This window comes from Bartonella sp. CL25QHWL, assembly GCF_042195335.1.
In the GTDB taxonomy this organism is placed as follows: Bacteria; Pseudomonadota; Alphaproteobacteria; order Rhizobiales; family Rhizobiaceae; genus Bartonella.
In genome coordinates this window covers 31,157-45,645 of record NZ_JBHIOE010000006.1, presented here as the reverse complement: position 1 = coordinate 45,645, position 14,489 = coordinate 31,157, and the positions used below count along the sequence as shown (strand labels likewise).

At 37.3% G+C, this 14,489-nt stretch carries 14 protein-coding genes and 1 pseudogene; 3 read left to right on the top strand and 12 right to left on the bottom strand.

What is annotated here, in order from left to right; translation table 11 throughout:
- Positions 1-106 precede the first annotated feature (106 nt).
- From ACFILY_RS04715 to ACFILY_RS04705, 3 genes are all read left to right on the top strand, one after another.
- Positions 107-1,630 (top strand): Do family serine endopeptidase, encoded by a 1,524-nt coding sequence (locus ACFILY_RS04715; protein WP_273790754.1) that lies wholly within the window; start codon positions 107-109, stop codon positions 1,628-1,630.
- 856 nt (positions 1,631-2,486) lie between these two features.
- On the top strand, positions 2,487-3,359 hold the full coding sequence (gene miaA / locus ACFILY_RS04710) for a tRNA (adenosine(37)-N6)-dimethylallyltransferase MiaA (RefSeq protein WP_375637648.1): 873 nt from the start codon (positions 2,487-2,489) through the stop codon (positions 3,357-3,359).
- Positions 3,360-3,629: 270 nt separating this feature from the next.
- Entirely contained in the window at positions 3,630-5,429 is a 1,800-nt protein-coding gene (locus ACFILY_RS04705; protein ID WP_375637647.1) for an acetolactate synthase 3 large subunit, read from the top strand.
- A gap of 1,151 nt (positions 5,430-6,580) precedes the next feature.
- On the opposite strand, the gene ACFILY_RS04700 is transcribed toward ACFILY_RS04705, so the two are convergent.
- The 12 genes and pseudogenes from ACFILY_RS04700 to ACFILY_RS04645 all read right to left on the bottom strand — a co-directional run bounded on the left by ACFILY_RS04700 (position 6,581) and on the right by ACFILY_RS04645 (position 14,450).
- Positions 6,581-6,940, bottom strand: a complete 360-nt coding sequence (locus ACFILY_RS04700; protein ID WP_375637646.1) for a hypothetical protein — start codon at positions 6,938-6,940, stop codon at positions 6,581-6,583.
- Positions 6,941-7,102: 162 nt separating this feature from the next.
- A pseudogene (locus ACFILY_RS04695) lies at positions 7,103-7,204 on the bottom strand (integrase); the annotation flags it as partial.
- Positions 7,205-7,274: 70 nt separating this feature from the next.
- The gene (locus ACFILY_RS04690) at positions 7,275-8,201 is read right to left on the bottom strand and encodes a D-2-hydroxyacid dehydrogenase family protein (RefSeq protein ID WP_375637645.1); all 927 of its coding nucleotides are present in this window, start codon (positions 8,199-8,201) and stop codon (positions 7,275-7,277) included.
- 153 nt (positions 8,202-8,354) lie between these two features.
- Positions 8,355-9,392, bottom strand: coding sequence for a tyrosine-type recombinase/integrase (locus tag ACFILY_RS04685; RefSeq protein ID WP_375631159.1), 1,038 nt, complete (start codon positions 9,390-9,392; stop codon positions 8,355-8,357).
- A 6-nt stretch (positions 9,393-9,398) separates the two neighbouring features.
- Complete coding sequence (locus ACFILY_RS04680) at positions 9,399-9,617, bottom strand: hypothetical protein (RefSeq protein WP_273791657.1); 219 nt, start codon at positions 9,615-9,617, stop codon at positions 9,399-9,401.
- 141 nt (positions 9,618-9,758) lie between these two features.
- Entirely contained in the window at positions 9,759-10,247 is a 489-nt protein-coding gene (locus ACFILY_RS04675) for a DUF488 family protein (protein ID WP_375637982.1), read from the bottom strand.
- 69 nt (positions 10,248-10,316) lie between these two features.
- On the bottom strand, positions 10,317-10,940 hold the full coding sequence (locus ACFILY_RS04670) for a lambda exonuclease family protein (protein WP_375654870.1): 624 nt from the start codon (positions 10,938-10,940) through the stop codon (positions 10,317-10,319).
- A 1-nt stretch (position 10,941) separates the two neighbouring features.
- On the bottom strand, positions 10,942-11,808 hold the full coding sequence (locus tag ACFILY_RS04665; RefSeq protein WP_375637959.1) for an ERF family protein: 867 nt from the start codon (positions 11,806-11,808) through the stop codon (positions 10,942-10,944).
- Positions 11,809-12,250: 442 nt separating this feature from the next.
- Positions 12,251-12,682, bottom strand: coding sequence for a hypothetical protein (locus ACFILY_RS04660; RefSeq protein WP_375613788.1), 432 nt, complete (start codon positions 12,680-12,682; stop codon positions 12,251-12,253).
- A 5-nt stretch (positions 12,683-12,687) separates the two neighbouring features.
- Positions 12,688-13,149 carry a hypothetical protein gene (locus tag ACFILY_RS04655; protein WP_375673291.1) on the bottom strand — a complete coding sequence of 154 codons (462 nt, stop codon included), beginning with the start codon at positions 13,147-13,149 and terminating at the stop codon, positions 12,688-12,690.
- Positions 13,146-13,691: a hypothetical protein gene (locus tag ACFILY_RS04650; protein ID WP_375673293.1), complete on the bottom strand. Its 546-nt coding sequence runs from the start codon at positions 13,689-13,691 to the stop codon at positions 13,146-13,148. The genes ACFILY_RS04655 and ACFILY_RS04650 overlap by 4 nt, the downstream gene beginning before the upstream one ends.
- Before the next feature lie 15 nt (positions 13,692-13,706).
- Positions 13,707-14,450, bottom strand: coding sequence for an antA/AntB antirepressor family protein (locus tag ACFILY_RS04645; RefSeq protein ID WP_375631926.1), 744 nt, complete (start codon positions 14,448-14,450; stop codon positions 13,707-13,709).
- Positions 14,451-14,489: the final 39 nt, after the last annotated feature.

The following is a 14,489-nucleotide window of genomic DNA, read 5'->3' as shown; positions in this document are numbered from 1 at the left end:
GTGACCATTTTCTTTTATGGTAAAAGTGGTAGAGAGTATCGAGCCGTGCTGGTTTTATGTAGATAAATTTAGTGGGGCTCTTTGCATCTTTGATTAAAGGCATGTCATGGATAGAAGTGTCGTGAGTAAAAATACGTTTTTAAAGTTTTTTATCACAAGAGTTGTTTTTTGTGTGACTTTGTTTCTATCAGGGTCAGGTTTGTCTTGGGGAGCAGAGACAAGCGAGGCATTGCTTTCTATTCCTGATTTAGCTTCTGAGCTTTTGGAAACAGTTGTGAATATTTCCACGGCACAGACTGTTGAAGGAACAGAACAGGATGAAAATACCTCGGTACCCGTTATCCCAAAAGATTCATTGCTGGAGGAATATTTTAGTGATTTTTTTACACCCAAAGATGCTCAAAAAGATAGTCAATTTCAAAAGGTGCGTTCTTTAGGGTCTGGTTTTGTGATTGATGCGCAAAAGGGGATTATTGTTACAAATTATCATGTTATTGTTGATGCTGATGATATTGAAGTTAATTTTACGGATGGTACAAAACTAAAGGCAAAGCTTCTTGGAAAGGATAGCAAAACTGATTTGGCGTTGCTTCAAGTCGATGCAGGAAGTAAAAAATTAAAAGCTGTGCGTTTTGGTGACTCAGAAAAAGCACGTATTGGTGACTGGGTTATGGCTATTGGTAATCCTTATGGTTTTGGTGGAAGTGTGACGGTTGGTATTATTTCTGCGCGTAACCGTGATCTTAATGCTGGTCCCTATGATAATTTTATTCAAACAGATGCAGCAATTAATCGGGGCAATTCTGGTGGTCCGTTATTTGATAGAAATGGTGAAGTCATTGGCATTAATACAGCAATTGTTTCACCTTCGGGAGGATCTATCGGTATTGGATTTGCTATTCCATCGGATATGGCTCTTTCTGTTATTAATCAATTGCGTGATTTTGGAGAAATAAGACGTGGTTGGTTGGCTATTCGTATTCAGCCGGTAACAGAGGATATTGCAAAAAGTTTAAAATTGGACAATGCTGTGGGAGCATTGGTGGCTGGTAAAATAGAACAGACGGAAGAAAATAATGTAGATAATAGCCAGTTACAAACTGGAGATGTTATTCTTTCTTTTGGTAATTCCAAAATTAAGCATGCACGTGATTTGCCGCGTTTAGTTGCAGAAAGTTCAGAAGGAAAGGTGGTGGATGTTACTGTTTTACGGAATGGGCAAGAAGAAACAGTAAAAGTTAAGCTTGGACGTTTGATTGAAACAGATCCAAATGAAGATACAGAAGAAGAAGTTGATGATAAAAAAAATCAAGATCTGTCGAAAAACGTGACAATGCAATTTATGGGAATGACGTTATCTGAACTGACGGAGGATTTGCGTCATCGTTATTCAATTTCAGATAAACTTCGAGGACTAGTGGTGACATCTGTTGCACAAAATAGTGCAGCGGATAAAAAGCGTATTCGCGTTGGTGAAGTGATTGTTGATATCAATCAGAGTTCTATCACAACAATTGATGAGGCTAAAAAACGTATTCATAAATTACGTGAAGCTGGACGCAAAAATGCTCTATTTATTGTAGCGCGTCCAGATGGAGAGTTACGGTTCGTAACGCTCCTAATGGATTGATCCTTAAAATTTTTTTTTGTTTTTTATCAGCCTTAGTATATGGGATATTTTGCAAGCTAGGCATGTGATGTCCAATATTTCTCAAATTCATTTCACGATAGAGAGCATGGGGTGTGCAATATAAAATTCATTGGGCAGCTCTATTTTTGCGTTAAATAAAAGTACAAGTTGCTACCATCATAGATTTGCTAGATTTACAACTTTGCAACAGCTTAGGCTTTAAAATAGTGCATAAGAGATCTATGTTTTGTATTTAAGTCAATTATTATTATAAATAATGTTGTATCTAGTGAGAATTTTAGCACTTTGTGATTGTATTTTGTGTGCTATAGAGAACGTTTTTTCACTTCAGTTTGAAAAAAGCTCTCTCAGAGAAAAATCATATTAGACTAAATTAGTTATATATATATTTACACCTTTCTTGGTGATGGATGAAAAAATAGTTATAAAAAAAGAGCGTGAAGAAGACAATTTCTGAATCTCCTATTATAAATCAGAGTAGCATGCTGTTTTTATAGGAAAAAATAAAGCTGTTTGATTGTATAGGTTAAGCTCAGTATTATTTTCATAAATGATGACAAAGAGTATGTTTTTAATGGACTAAACGGACAAAATTATTATAGCTGTGGTTTGTTATTGAATTATGATAGCAAAAAATGCTTGGAAATTCCTTTGGTGTTGTTCTTAAGTCTATTTTTTCTTTTTTATAAGTTTCATAGGATTTTCTTTGTATTGAAGAGAATTTGTGTTCGTATTTTTGTTTGAAGTATTTACTCTATGATAATGGAGAGAAGATAGTGGCTTTGGGGGTGTCTGTATGTTGCAATAAGTTATTGATTGGGAGAAATTGCTATTCATGGCACAAAGAACAATTACATTGATAGCAGGGCCAACGGCAAGTGGGAAGTCAGAACTTGCCTTGCAAATGGCTCAAGAAAAGAATGCTCTCATTATTAATACTGATTCAATGCAGGTTTATGATGTTTTAAATATTTTAACGGCACGGCCGGGGGAGGCTGATACCGCGATTGTTCCCCATTATCTTTATGGTCATGTGAGTCCTACTGTGAACTATTCAGTAGGGCAGTGGTTGTGTGATGTCGAGGAGCTATTGGCTACTTTTTCTTTAAGATCAGTTATTTTTGTTGGTGGAACAGGACTTTATTTTCGTGCTCTTTTAGAGGGGATTTCGGAAGTCCCTCATGTTCCAGATGTTGTGCGGCAGAAGTGGCGTTTGCTGCTTGATAAAGAGGGACCTGAAAGTCTTTATCGCCAGTTGTTGCAGATTGATGCTGTTGTTGCTGAAAAAATTTCTTCGCATGATAGACAGCGTATTGTCCGTGCTTTGGAAGTTTATGATGCAACCGGTAAGACGCTCAGTTGGTGGCAGAAACAAAAAACAACACCTCTTATTGCGCCGAATTTGACCGAAAAAATTCTTCTCATGCCACCACGTCCTTTGCTTTATGAACGTATTCATAAACGCTTGGATTCTATGATTGAAAGAGGAGCTTTAGAAGAAGTGGTGGCTATGAAAAAACTTAAACTTTCCCCTTCATTACCAGCAATGAAGGCTATTGGTATACCTGAGTTTATGGCTTATTTGGATGGATATAGAAGCTTTGAGAGTGCTCTTGAAGCGGTGAAAATACAAACGAGGAGATATGCAAAAAGACAAATGACATGGTTTCGTAATCAATTTGATGAAGAATGGATGCTTACTTTTTGATAAAAGAGCTGGAGCCTTGCAAAGAAACTTTCGAAAGATAAAAGATAATTCGTAAAAAAGAAATTTTTTAGAAAATATAATTTTTTATTGACGAATGGTATCAATGGAATTAGAAATCTGTCTACAAGGAATTTTTTATATATTTTATACGTTGGAATAATGGGGGGTAATCATACAGTATGTGTTGTGTAATGGGCTCCTTTGGGGGCTTTTTTTATGGGCTCCGTTAGGGGCTTTTTTATTGTCCTATAAAGTAGGTGAGTGGGAAAAATGAGAAATGATCAAAGAAAGCAAGAGAGTGCAGATGGAAAAATAATGTCGGGCGCTGAAATAGTGGTTCAGGCTCTTATAGATCAAGGCGTTGAACATATTTTTGGTTATCCTGGTGGGGCTGTTTTGCCTATTTTTGATGTTCTTTATCACCAAGATACACTCCAGCATATTTTGGTGCGCCATGAACAAGCCGCAGGGCATGCGGCTGAAGGCTATGCACGCAGCACAGGGAAGGTAGGGGTTATGCTTGTGACTTCTGGTCCAGGGGCAACGAATGCTGTGACACCTTTGCAAGATGCTCTTATGGATTCGATACCTCTTGTTTGTTTTTCTGGGCAGGTGTCAACAACGGTGATTGGAACAAATGCTTTTCAAGAGGCTGATACAGTTGGAATTACAAAGCCTTGTACGAAGCGTAATTGGCTGGTTAAAAATGTCAATGATCTTGCGGCTATTATTCATGAAGCTTTTGCTCTTGCTCAATCAGGTCGTCCTGGGCCGGTTTTGATTGATATTCCTAAGGATGTTCAATTTGCTTCAGGACTTTATAGAGCACCTCAAGTTCAGGAGTCTTTACATTCTTTTCCATCGTTGAAAGGGAATATTAAGGCTATTGAATCTGCCGTTTCTCTTTTAGTTGAGGCAAAACGCCCTATTATTTATTCTGGTGGTGGTGTTATTTCATCGGGGATGAAAGCTATACAGCTTTTACGTAATTTGGTTCAATTGGGGGATTTTCCGATTACTTCAACATTAATGGGACTTGGTGCTTATCCTGCTTCCGGTAAAAATTGGCTTGGAATGCTTGGAATGCATGGAACCTATGAAGCTAATATGGCCATGCATGATTGTGATGTCATGTTAGCTGTTGGAGCACGATTTGATGATCGTATCACGGGGCGCCTTGATGCATTTGCACCTCATGCGCGTATTATTCATATTGATATCGATCCTTCTTCCATCAATAAAATTGTAAAAGCAGAAGTTCCAATTATTGGTGATGTGGCTTGTGTTTTAGGAGATATGACGCAACTCTTAAAAATACAGCAACCAGCGTTTAACAGTGAAGTCCGTGAGGCGTGGTGGACGCAAATTAACCGTTGGAAAGCTCGTAATTCATTGGCATATGCGGAGAAAGAAGATGTCATTATGCCGCAATATGCTCTTGAACGACTTTATGCTCTTACCAAAGATGCGAATGCTTATATTACAACGGATGTCGGACAGCATCAGATGTGGGCAGCACAGTATTATCATTTTGATGAACCAAAACATTGGATGACTTCTGGTGGTCTTGGAACGATGGGGTATGGTCTTCCGGCGGCTATCGGTGTTCAAATAGCACATCCTGATGCGCTTGTTGTGTGTATTTCTGGTGATGCCTCCATTCAGATGAATATTCAAGAGCTTGCAACAGCTATTCAGCATGACACACCTGTAAAAATTTTCATTTTAAATAATCAGTATATGGGGATGGTTCGCCAGTGGCAGCAATTGCTGCATGGTAATCGTCTTTCTCATTCTTATACGGAATCTATGCCTGACTTTGTGAAATTGGCACAAGCTTATGGAGCCGTGGGAATTCATTGTTCAAAACCCGATGAACTTGATGATAAAATTCAGCAGATGATTGACTGTGATAAGCCTGTTCTTTTTGATTGTCGTGTTTATCATTTAGAAAACTGTTTTCCTATGATCCCATCGGGATGTGCTCATAATGAGATGTTATTACCCGATGAGGCAAGCGAAGAAGCTATTGCAAATGCTATTTCTTCCGAGGGAAAGATTCTTGTATAAAATTAATATGTTAACAAAATGGTGAAGGATAGTGATGATGAAGTCTTTGGAGTCCTCATCTCTGTCTCTTCTTTGTGGAGAGTTCCTATTATCCTTAGAGCTCATTTTATGATTTTCATTCTTTGTTTAAAGACATGGGGTGTATTATTATTTGTTCATCTAAAAAATGTTATAAGTCGTGTGCACAATTATGTTTGAATTTATTTGTACGCGATGTTTGTTTTTTTAATTCATATGTTCACATTAATAGCTATTTCGTTGCATTTTTTAGATAATACATTGAATTATCTGTTATAAATTAATTATGTTGTCTCATATATGAAAGATTCCATCGTGCAAGAAAAAAATCCACTATGCTTGAAGGGGGCAACCATGCAAACCGTCATACTTGTGAAAACAATAGAAAAGTTTGTCACTATGTTTTGGTTTCGCATTATGAAATTACTCCAAATCGCTTTTTCAAGGGCTTGATAGGGGAATCCCCCTAGCGGCTTGAAGGAAGGGCAAAAATAACAAAGATCAAATGCAGCCATAGAAAATCAATTGGCCACCATAGCTTATAATTAGGTAGTAACCTCACCTGATTATGCGGGAGAAACCTATACATATGAGATGTATCATCAATATATAAATCAGAATAATACTCAACATCATATCATTATCAGGATATTAACATTGAAAATTAAATACTCTTTCTTTTATTTGTTCTATATATCTATAATTCCATAAATCTGCAGACACAAACACTCTTTGAATCCACCGCATTGGATTTTCATAACTATCAAATGATCCAAAAAACTTATCTCTAGAGTGTAGAGCCATTCTATTATCAATGTATAATAATCTTCCTTAGTGGTACATCAATTCCAAAAGATACAGCCTTAATAGCTTCATAAAAATGATCTAAAGCTTCCTTGGCTTTTTTGACTGTGGTTCTAACATGCCAGGATAAAAAACAGCGCTGATATCAGGGAATTCACTGTCCCTGTGAACTAGGGGCACTTTACTTGTAGAGGTTACCCCATTTTTTCTCCATCTATAGGGAACATTAATTATATATAAATTATCCCTTAAGCTCCTCAAATCCTCCTCACTTAAAAATTTTAAAGCTAGACGTGCATCAGACTATTCTCGTTAACGGGCCATCAACATCATTGCGAACACCAGATAAAAGTATCCCCTTTAAGAGATAAATTTAAACCCGTTATAAATTTTAGTGCAGCATTTTCTGTATGAAAATCTAACTCAACTTCAGATCCTAATTCTGTATAATCTTTTTTATTATCCTCTAAAGGAAGCAGGTTATTTACTATATGTTCGCCTTCAAACTTAATTGAATAAGGCTCTCCGATCACTACAGAAAACATCATAATTAAATTTTCGCTAATATAGTCACTTTTACAAGACGCATCTAAATTATAAGGATTAGGTGACGTATTAATTTGTCTATCAACAGGAAGGTTTTCAAAGATTAAATATGGTCTAGGGGTAATAGACCCCTTTTTGTTCATAAGAATTGTCAATATTCTATGTGGTAGCAGCGAAAATGCTATTTTTTTAACTCAACCGAATATTCAATACCACCGTATGGATACTCAATAATAATTAAGTCAATAAGTTATATTAATAGTGAGGGTTTTATTCGCTATTGATTCTATTACGTTTTTTTGCCTCTATTCCTCATCTTTTTGAAGTTTTTTTATAGCTTCAAGAGCGAGTTTTTTACGGTCTGCGCTCTTTGTGTAAAGAGATGACATGGCGTCATCTGTCCAGCCAATATGTGTCGTGCAAATTTGATAGGCTAGCGATATAAGATAAATTTTACAAACATTGGCTCAGCCGGCATTAAGCGCTCTTTATAAAAGACGCTATATTTTGGCAAGCTTTTTCAAAATAATTCTCAAAGCTTTCTTCAGTCACATAGCCCAGATGCGGTGTGCAAAGAACTCTATCTGATTGCAATAATTTGCTCTCATATACTGGCTCGCTGTCATAAACATCCAGTGCAAAGTAAGTTGAATTTTCCAAACTTAGTATTTTTTCTATCGCCCCTTTTTCAACCAAAGCTGAACGCGCTGTGTTGACAAAAATAGCATGAGGTTTCATGCTCAATAGATCATCTAATTTTATGATTTCTCTGGTTTTATCGCTTAAACGTAAATGGACGGATATAATGTCAGGACGTGTAAAAAATTCATCTTTTGAATGCGTAAAATGATAACCTAAATTTTTTGCTTCTTGCGTTGAACGCTCGCTCCCATAAACCAAAATGGACATGCCAAAAGCTTGAGCATATTGAGCAACCATTTTACCAATACGGCCAAACCCGAATATTCCAAGAGTAGCCCCTTTCATTTGGTTGCCAAATGTTGTTTGCCATCGTCCTTTTTTCATATCAGATACAGATTTACAGAGTTTTCTACGCGCAGACATAATTAAGAGCCACGCAAATTCAGCAGCAGAAGTTGGATCTCCACCACCGTCTAATATTTCAATTCCTAAGTCTCTACAAGTTTCTATATCAATATGTGAACCTATAGGGCCTGTTTGGCAGATTAATTTTAAATTTGGCAGTTTCAGGAGAAGATTTCTATCAACTATAGTCCGCTCTCTGATTAAGATAAGAATATCTATCTCTTTGAGCTTATCTTCTAAATCACATTCTTTAGCTAAATTATTTATAACCAGCACTTCATGCAATTTCATTAATTTTGTAATAGACTGTAATGTTAGGGTGGCTTTTTGATAGTCATCTGGAATTAATATTTTCAATTTAAACCTTCCGTTTCATTCATCAATATTTGAGCTCATTATTTCATTGTTATTTCTAGCAAACGGTAACAAATAATAATTAAATCAAAAAGTTATATTTGTAGTAAGGGATTAGGTGCTTATTGATTCTATTATGTTTTTTTATCTCTATCCCTAACTTTTTTGGAGCTTTTGTATCGATTCAAGGGAGAGTTTTTTGCGATCTGCGCTCTTGGTATAAAGAGATGCCATACTGTCATTTGTCCAGCCAAAGAGTGCTTTGAGTTGTGATACTGTTGCACCAGAGTTAGCTGCGCGTGTTGCTGCTAATTTTCTTAAGCCATGCGCTGATTTTTTGATACCTGCTTGGGTACAAGCATTATAAAATGTAATTCCGAAGCTTTTTTTGGGTATTTTTTTCCCGCGTTTACCACAAATGAATGTTTCTTCTCCAATAGGACCAACTTCAAGCGTTTTGGCTAATTCTGGCAAAATTGGGAGAAAGACATCTGTTTTAAATTGGCTCTTTTCTGTTTTGATGTGAATGATATTATCTTTGACGTCTTTCCAGCCAATGCGGACCGCATCACCACGACGCAGACCCGTATATAAAAGAACATCAATCCAAACGCGTTCATGGGTACCATGTGACCAGCGTTGGTAATATTTTTCAACATCTTCTTCTGTCCAAACGGGAAAGCCCTCTTTATTTTTAAGAGGAGGTCTTGTGATACCTAAAGTAGGGTTGCTTTCCAAAAGTCCTTGTTCAATTGCCCATTTAAAAAGCCCATTTAGGGATTGTAGAAAGTCTCTAGCCATTGCTGGTGTTTCTTTGCGCCGTTCAACACCGGCTATGATATGTTTCTTTTCGATTGCTTGGTATGAAATGTGACCTATAGTATCGCACACTTTCATAAGAGTGTATTCTCTTTGTTTCTTTGTGGCTTTAGCGAGGTTATGCCAATTGGAGCTATTAAAATACTGTTTAAGGAGCCATGCGAATGAACCTTCGACTAGCTTACCAGTTTTTGATTTAGGAAGTATAAGCCCTTGTAACTCGGCAAGTGCGCTTTTGTAGTTATCAACAAACTCTTGCGTTCCATAGGTGCCGCGTATTCTAATACGTGGTCCATGACCAATACGTACATACCATATAATTTTACCATGACGTGTGACTTCTTTGACAAGATGAGGAGGACGTGGTTTTGGCATGGTATTTTACATCTTAGAGAGTGCGGTTTCGTAATATTCATTCTTTGACAAGTCTAAAAGTTTGTCTGGGTGGTTAACTGAATTTGGTAGTGGAATATCGGATTTAAGATAGATAAGCAGTTCACCGGTAGGTTTGATTTCTACGAGTTCACAACCTTGTTTTTTAGCTTCTCTTAAAGCGCGTGCAATGGCTGGTTGCGTTATAGCAGCTGGACGAGGCGCCATATCTTTTCTCCTTACATTGAGATGCAATTCACGTGTGGCGTGAATCACGCATTACTTGAAAGTGTTAAGAAGGGTGGGGGTGCTAGGAGGCATTTGTGAAGAGAAACACCTCCATATGTAAAAAATCTGTAAGTTTATTTTTTAGATGTGCTTAATTTCATATTTCCAATCAGGCAATTGAGTGAGAGCTAATGCGAGTTGTCCTCTATGACACATGCATACATTGGCTTCAAAACAGGTGATTGCAACGCGCTTTTTGTTTAAAAACATTTGATATAATTTGTTTATTGCACAAGAATTATTCTTGAGAGTTGTATTTTGATAATCTTCAAAAAGGCGGTCATAATCTTTTTGTGTTTTCAAATTTCTTCGTTTTTCAGAGGCAATTCCAAGTTCAGGCATATGCATATATTCAATATCAATGTTGCTTACAGCTTGCTCTAATTGTCTTTTTGAAAATCCGTGTTTTCTACTTATTGGATTTTTACGAACATCACATAAAGTTTTGATATTGTTTTCTATGAGACAACTAAGATAATTCTCAAGGGACCTACCTTCATAGCCAATGGTAAAAAAACAAAATTCCTCATCTTTAGCAGGCTGTATGATAATATGTTCGATGTTACACACGTTTAATTTCCTTATGTGAAAGGGTGGGGGTGCTCGTAGATATGCGGGGAACAAAACACCCCCATAAGGTTAAGCAGCTTTTGTTGAGAGTTGTTTTATCTCTCGTTCTATCTCTGCTAAAAAGGTTTCAACAGCTTGATTGATCTGTTCAATTTGTTGATCATCACGGAGAACACGCTTGACTTTCATGCGTAAGTGAAAGAATTCCCCCGTAAAACGTGGGTCATAGCTTACGAAATCACACCATTTTCGTTCTGTACAAGCCATTTGGAATTGCATTTGTGCGTGATATTCTGGTTTGATTTCGTCACCTATACAAAAGCGCATATGTGTTACTGATCTCGGGCATTTGACTTCGATTAAACCGTCTTCTCCAATGAGACCATCGGGGCTAGCCCCCGCCATTTCTATTGTGGGGTGTTGGATAAAGCCGCATTTTGTTATATCGGCATCATAAATGAAGCCATATTCTCTCAAGGCATCATCTTCATGCTCAATACCCCATCTCATATCTTCAGTTTCATAATAGGGGCTTGTTTCTCTTGTTAAACGTTCTGTTATGAGTTTGATTTTGTAGTCTTCATATTTGCTCGTAGGCAATCCTTTTGTAGTTTTACTGAGTACGCTGTAAATGTTTGATGCGGTGACTTTACCCAAGCGCGCTTGAAACCATTCTGCTGTTCTTTGTTCCATATCACACCGCCGTTCTTTGTTCTTGTGGTACATATTCTATATCTTGGACGTGAATATATTCGGCATCTTGTATAGGAACGTATGTTTTCTCTTGTGGTGGGAGAGATTGTAGAGCGCTTTCTCTTTGAATTCTTGGCTTGCTTTCTAATATTTTCAAAACGTCGTCTGCTGTTTCACAAGACATATCTGTTAGCTTTTCTACTTTTGCATAAGAGAGAAGCTTATTTTTATCCGATTCTGTTTGTTCGATTAATTCTTCGATTTGCTTTATCTGTTTAGAGGAAACTTTTTGATTATTTGTATCGTCTTCTTTGGCTTGCATTTGACCATCTGTATCGTCTTCTTTACTTGCTAAATTAAGAAGCATGCCTAATAGGTATCTTCGTGCGTAGGTAAGTGTGGAACCAAGTGATTGTATGCTATTTTTAGAGCCTGTACTGTCAATTGGAAATGTTCCTTCTGTTGATATTTCATTGCCTGAAGGATGAGACAGAGTTATTTCTATGGTAACGTTTTTTTCTGTTTGATTTTTAATACGATAAAACAAAGCAAATTTGTATGTTGCAAGTCCGTCTTTTACAGCATCAATGTACTGATCAAGTGTAGCGTATTTGCTGTTTGTATGTTTATTAATGGCGTTTTGTTCGATATTTTTATATGCCATTTGCACAGCCGAAAGATCACGGACAAAATTTTGGCGCTCTTGTCGTTTTATCTCTTGTTCTCTTAAATCAAGAAGACGCTCTAAGCGATCCATATCGACGTCACTGTCTAAGGCTTTATTTAAAATACGTTCCATGACAGTTTGTTCGACGGCTACATGATGTGTTTCTTCAATTTCTATTAGGTTAGTGTTTTGTTCACTCATCTTGATTTCCTACATTGCGCGCAATTCACCCGTGGCGTGAATCACGCTGGTGTTAAAAGACTGGTTTTGGGGTGTTAGAGTTTTGTCTTTACAGGTTGTACAATCCGATCAATTGGAATGCGTTTTATATATGCACAATGATCAGAATATAGCGTCAACAAGAAAGATTCATCTGAATTGGGTGGTATCATTTCAAATCTAGTGCATGCAAACGGTCTGAATTCGTATGAAAATGCAAAGCATTGCGATCCTATGAGTTCCATTGGCACGATATTCTCTTCACTTAAGAAGGCATCTATTTTGTCTTTAGAGATTATGGTATCTACATAGGGCTCGCCCTTATCTCCAGAGATCGTTATACAAAGTTCACCTGGATTGTGGGTATTTCTCACAACTAACTGCGAACACAAAGTAGGTTTAATTTCATATCTATACATAATAATTATCTTCTCTCGCTCGTTGTGATAATACTGCCTCCACGAACCTCTGAATCTCCGTAAATGTGTGCGTTACCATACACTTCTGCATTGCAATGAACACTTGCATTTTCGTAAACATGTGCTTTTCCAAAAATACGACCACCATATATTTTTGCGTTATGATGAATTGTTGCATTTTCATAAATATTTGCAAAATAACAAACTTTTGAGTTATCAAATACCTTGGCATTGTTGTAAACTTTTGCACCGCTATAAACCATGGCATCATTATAAACCCAACAGTCTCCTTCATGACTTAAGTTGCTCTCACCTTCTATAAAGCCGCCTAGGTCACCTTTCTTGATTTTTCCGAAGCTTCTCAATGCACGAATGCGGTGGAGAGTTTTGCCCCCAACTTCGATTGTTTCATCAGTAAGTTCATATTTCTTTTCCATGATTACTATTTCTCACGTTCTACGATTACGGTGGAGCCACTAATTTTACAATTTCCAGCAATGTTTACACGACAGCAAATATATGCTTGATTGTAAATTTTAGCATTTCCGTAAACGTGTACACTTTTCCCTATAACAGAATTCCCATAAATCCGCGCATAGTCAAAAACCTTGGCATTATCTCGAACAGAAGCACCACCAACTTCGGCATAATCATAAACTTGTGCATTGTCATAAACGCGTGCATTCCCATAAACCCGCGCATCATCATAAACTTTGGCATCACCGTAAACTTGTGCATTGCCAAAAATCCAACAGTCTCTCTTATGGCTTAAGTTGCTCTCTTTTTCTATAAAACCGCCTAGGTCACCTTTTTTGACATATCCAAAGTCTCTTAATGCTCTAATTCGGTGAAGAGTTCTTCCATCAAACACAGTTTTTTCATCAGTAAATTCGTATTTTTTCATCTGGTCTTTTCTCCAGTTGAGATTCTTTTATTGCCATCAATCCAGTCGTCCCAACATACACATGCTGCACCGTAAATTTTTGCATGACCGTAAACATGCGCATCACCGGAAACTTCTGCATTGCCGTAAACACGCGCCCTATCGTAAATGTGTGGCTCTTCGTAAACTTGTGCATTGCCATAAACTTCTGCATTATCAAAAACGTGCGGTTCACCGCAAATATATGCATCACCGTAAACTTCTGCATGACCATAAATGCATGGTTCATCGAAAACTTCTGCTTTGCCATAAATACGAGAATTGTCGTAAACCTCGGCATAACCGTAAACTTGTGCATTTTCGTAAACCTTAGCATCATCATAAACCTTGGCATAACCCCCAACCCAGCAATTGCCATCATGACTTAGATTGTCTTCTTTCTCGATATAGCCGCCAAGATCACCTTTCTTGACGTCCCCCAAATCTCTCAGTGCACGAATGCGGTGAAGGATTTTGCCATCAACTTCGATTGTTTCATCAGTCAGTTCGTATTTCTTTTTTATCATAATAACTTTCTCTTAATGCATGCTTTGTCTTTTAAGCTCTTGAGACAGCACACCAATTCCTTTTGCTGTGATTTTTGCTGCGGGTATAACTTTTTCTGTCCCCTCTGTTGTTTGAATAGTGTATGTAGAACAATCCATTAGTCCTTTTTGGATTTTATCCTGATAAGGCAATAAGTGAGCCCCGAAAGTGCGTCGATACACCCATCCTTTTTTCTGTAGGAAGAGAATGAATTGTTTTGGTTGCATTTCGAGCACTTTAGCGGCTTCAGTAAGACCGAAGAGCCCATCAGAGCGTTGTAAGCTTTCAAGAGCCATGGCTTTTGGTTTTAAATCTTCAATGATAGTATCTTTTTGACTTATTTGACCTTGTAGGTAATTCAAAAAGCCAATCATCGCTTGTGGACTTGAGTAATCGATTTGTGGTGTAACAACTTGCTTTGCACGCCGCTCGCATTCAATAAAATATTGACGGGCTTGTTTACCTTTCTTATTGTTTTCAAGCATAGAAAGCTCTTTGGCTACGCTTAGAGTTAGATGATAGTCTTTACGATTGTGACCACCCCTTCCTTTGCTTCCCAAAATAGGGAAGCAAACAAAGTCTTGATTTTCTACCAAATTATATTTGTTGATACGTTCAGTAATCCAGTCCGCAAATTTTTTACCTACTTCTAAAAAACTATGCAAATCACGTGCGTTGACTGTTTGAACGCTTTCTTCGTTAATGGTGTTATTTGTAATAGTGATAGGATTATCCATTTTTATAATCTCTTTGAATTACCAATATTGATAAGAGAA